General features: G+C 48.6%; 3 protein-coding genes. All 3 read left to right on the top strand.

The features are described from left to right. A partial coding sequence (locus RMO79_RS14690) for an ATP-binding cassette domain-containing protein (RefSeq protein WP_310483922.1) occupies positions 1-901 on the top strand: 901 nt, incomplete at its 5' end. 153 nt (positions 902-1054) lie between these two features. Then, complete coding sequence (locus RMO79_RS14685; RefSeq protein WP_310483921.1) at positions 1055-2854, top strand: HlyD family efflux transporter periplasmic adaptor subunit; 1800 nt, start codon at positions 1055-1057, stop codon at positions 2852-2854. A gap of 226 nt (positions 2855-3080) precedes the next feature. Further along, positions 3081-3897, top strand: an 817-nt coding sequence (locus tag RMO79_RS14680) for a CinA family nicotinamide mononucleotide deamidase-related protein (protein WP_310483920.1), incomplete at its 3' end; no start/stop codon positions are given.

Below are 3897 nucleotides of genomic sequence, written 5' to 3'. Positions count from 1 at the left end.
CTTCCGCATTATTGCTGGTTACACCACTCAACCATTGCTCCGACTAGTCCAACTGTGGCAAAATTTCCAAGAAACCGCCCTCTCACTCGAACGTTTGAGCGATATCCTCGATACGCCGCAAGAAGTAGCCGCCGATAACATCAACAATATCACCATGCCCCCAATTCAGGGTCATGTCAAAATCGAAAATCTCACCTTTAGTTTTCCTAGTACTAATATCAATCAGCTCAATAATATCAGTGCGGAATTTCAAGCCGGACAATTTGTGGGCATCGTGGGTTTAAGCGGTTCGGGCAAAAGTACCCTGATGAAATTAATTCCCCGTTTGTATCAGATTAACTCTGGGCGAATTGTCATTGACAAGTATGATATTACCAAAACCGAGCTGTATTCCTACCGCCAACAAATCGGTATGGTACTACAAGATACCCTCTTATTTAGCGGAACAGTGCAAGAAAACATTGCTCTGACTAACCCCAATGCGACCTCTGAAGATGTAATTGCCGCCGCTAAAGTAGCCGCAGCACACGATTTTATTATGGAGTTACCAGATGGTTACAACACCAAAGTCGGCGAACGCGGTTCCGCCCTTTCTGGCGGACAACGCCAACGCATTGCGATCGCGCGTACCGTACTACAACAGCCCCGAATGTTGATTTTAGACGAAGCCACCAGCGCGCTCGACTACGATAGCGAACGTCAAGTGTGTCTCAATTTAGCCCAAACCTTCCAACATCAGACCGTCTTTTTTGTCACCCACCGTTTGAATACAATTAAAACGGCAGATGTAATTGTCATGATGGATAAAGGATCGATCGTCGAAACAGGCACCCACCGCCAATTAATGGCTTTAAAAGGTCGTTATTATTGTCTCTATCAGCAGCAAGAAGCTCAGGTTTAGGCTTTAGCGAAGATCTACCCACCCCGCCCTTCTCTTCGAGACGCTTCGCGAACGGGCACCCCTCTCTTGAAAAGGTGCTTTACTTGGGGAAACCCCAAGAACGCACTTTTCGCTCCAAGGAGGGGATTTTCCTTACTCCCCCCACACATCCCCATGAACTCCCCCAACCAACAACCAAATTTCGCTCCCAACGATGCTAATAAAATTGCCAAACGGAAGATCGAGCCGGATGGATTGAGAAAAGTAGAACGCGCTCAAATTGAGACTTACCAATCGGAAGAATTCGAGCAATCGGTGGTATTCCAGCAGTCGCGGATCTGGTCGAGGGGCATTGTCTGGACGATTTTACTGATTACTACGGGCTTGGTGACCTGGGCTTGTTTGGCACCTTTAGAAGAAACCATCGCCGTTCAGGGGAAACTCGAACCAATCGGGAAAGTCAAAGATGTGCAGGTACCAGTCGGTGGGGTAGTTAAAACCGTCGGAATTAGAGAAAACGATAAAGTTGTTGCAGGTCAAAAATTACTCAGCTTAGAATCTACCGTCGCGAGATCTACACTCACCGCACTGGAAAAAAATCTCGAATCGATGACGGCGGAAACGCGGTTTTATCATAGCTTGCTCCGTCAGGGTGTCGGGAGTGTCAGCACTCAAGATCTCGCCAAACTCAATGTGCGTCCAGAAATTCTAGCACTTACTAAAAGCCGCAGCTCGGTTATCGCCGAAAATCAACTTTACCGCTCCGAACTCAACGGGACAGATCTTGCTAATTTAAGTAGCGAACAGCGTCAAAGATTGCAATCGAGCCGCGCCGAAGTTGCTTCGCGCACCAGTTCCGGTCAGTTAGAAATCGGTCAATTCGATAATCAGATGCGCGAAAATCGCGGCAAACGGACGGGTTTGAGCGAACTATTAATCGATTCCCAAGCGGTGATTGCCAATATCAACGCCAAAACTGCGGCTAAAAAATCTCAACTCGCCGCTCAAATGGCTGAAAATCGCGCTCAAAAACAAGCCGCTCAAAGTTTAACCATCAGCAATCAGGCAATTCTCGATAGTTTAAAACCTGCGGGCGAAGCAGGCGCGCTATCTCGCAACCAAGTACTCAAGCAAGAACAAGAAGTCACCGCCCGCACGAGTGAAGTGCTCCAACTCGACGAACGCTACCGCAAACTTCAACAAGACGAACAAGAATTGCTTGCCAATTCGCGTCTCGAAATACAGAGTCAACAGCAACAAATTAAAAAGAACCAGCAAGAAATCGCCCAACTAGATCGAGAATACAATCGATTGACAATGGCTACCAATCAGAGTCGCGAAAAGCTCAAAAATAGCGTTGCAACTTCTCAAAAAGAGTTGTTGACAAGAATCTCGATTAATGATAAGCAAATCGCCGAAATTGACGGGCAACTGAATAAAACGATCGTCGATCTCGATCGCAAAGTCGTCGATATTAACAGTCAAATCAGTCAGGCGAAAATGAATCTCAAATATCAAGAGATCGTCGCCCCGGTTAGTGGAACTGTATTTGAATTAAAAGCTGGGACACCAGGATTTGTCGCCACCACCAGCGAACCGATTATGAAGATCGTTCCCGATAGTAAATTACAGGCAAAAATATTTATTAGTAATAAAGATATCGGTTTTGTCAAACCAGGAATGCCCGTCGATGTGCGGATCGAAACATTTAACTTTAGTGAATTTGGCGATGTTAAAGGTAAAGTAGTTTCGATCGGTTCTGATGTATTACCCGCAGATCAGGCGCATCCCTACGACAGGTTCCCCGCCGTCATCGAGATCGAAAGACAGAGTATGATGATTAAAGGTAAACCGATCGACCTGAGATCGGGCGCATCGCTCAATGCTAATATCAAACTCCGCACCCGCACGGTCATGAGCATCTTTACCGACTCGATCGTCAAGCAAGAAGACGCACTTAAAACGATCCGGTAAAATGGTTGTTGCGTAGTCCCATGTTACCCCACCCCAGCCCTCCCCTTATCAAGGGGAGGGAGCCGGAAAGCCCCCCTGCTTGGTGCGCTAACACTGTCGGGGAACCCGAACAGTGCGCGCATCCGCTTTATAAGGGGGGTTGGGGGGGTAAACCCATTGAAAACGAAGTCTAAGCTTTATAAAGGCGGTAAAAGGACTACGCAAAATACCTTAATCCCCGTAAATTATGGCTGCTGAAGTAATCTGTGTTGGTACCGAATTATTGCTCGGTGATATTCTTAATAGTAATGCTCGATACCTGGCGATCGAACTTGCAGCATTAGGCGTACCCCACTTTTATCAAACCGTAGTGGGGGATAACCTCGATCGAATTCACAGTGCGATCGAAATTGCCAGCGCGCGATCGAGTATCCTGGTTTTTACAGGCGGTTTGGGGCCGACACCCGACGATCTGACGACAGAAGCGATCGCCACTTATTTTAATACGCCACTCGTCGAACATCCCGAAGTCATTGCCAATATCGCACAAAAGTTCGCCCAAATCGGGCGCGAAATGACTCCCAGCAACCGCAAACAGGCTCTCCAACCCGTAGGCGCGCAATTATTACCCAATCCATCGGGTACCGCACCAGGGATGATTTGGCAACCGCGAACGGGGTTAACGATCCTCACATTTCCGGGTGTACCGCGAGAACTGTACCGGATGTGGCGGGATACAGCCGTTTCGTTTTTAAAAACCCAAGGTTACGGGCAAGATTCGATCTATAGTCGCAGCCTGCATTTTATCGGCATTTCCGAATCAGCTTTAGCCGAAAAAGTCAATTATTTGTTCGATTCGACGAATCCTACCGTCGCCCCCTATGCGGGGAACGGACAAGTCCGCCTGCGGATTGCCGCCAGCCTCGGTGTAGAGGCCGCTCGCCATGTGCATCAGGTGGTCGAGGGTGATCTCGCCCCGCGGATCGCCCGGCCTGCGCCACGCGTTCAACGGCGCCTTGCGGTGGATGTCGAGCAGCCGCTTCTGCACGCCCAGGCCCACCAGG

It is taken from the genome of Chamaesiphon sp. VAR_48_metabat_403 (genome assembly GCF_031422475.1).
In the GTDB taxonomy this organism is placed as follows: domain Bacteria; phylum Cyanobacteriota; class Cyanobacteriia; order Cyanobacteriales; family Chamaesiphonaceae; genus Chamaesiphon.
This window is presented reverse-complemented; position numbering and strand designations above follow the sequence as displayed.

What these genes read in the sequence shown, in the direction of transcription:
- RMO79_RS14685 (WP_310483921.1), top strand. Translation starts at nt 1,055, where the DNA reads ATGAACTCCCCCAACCAACAACCAAATTTCGCTCCCAACGATGCTAAT.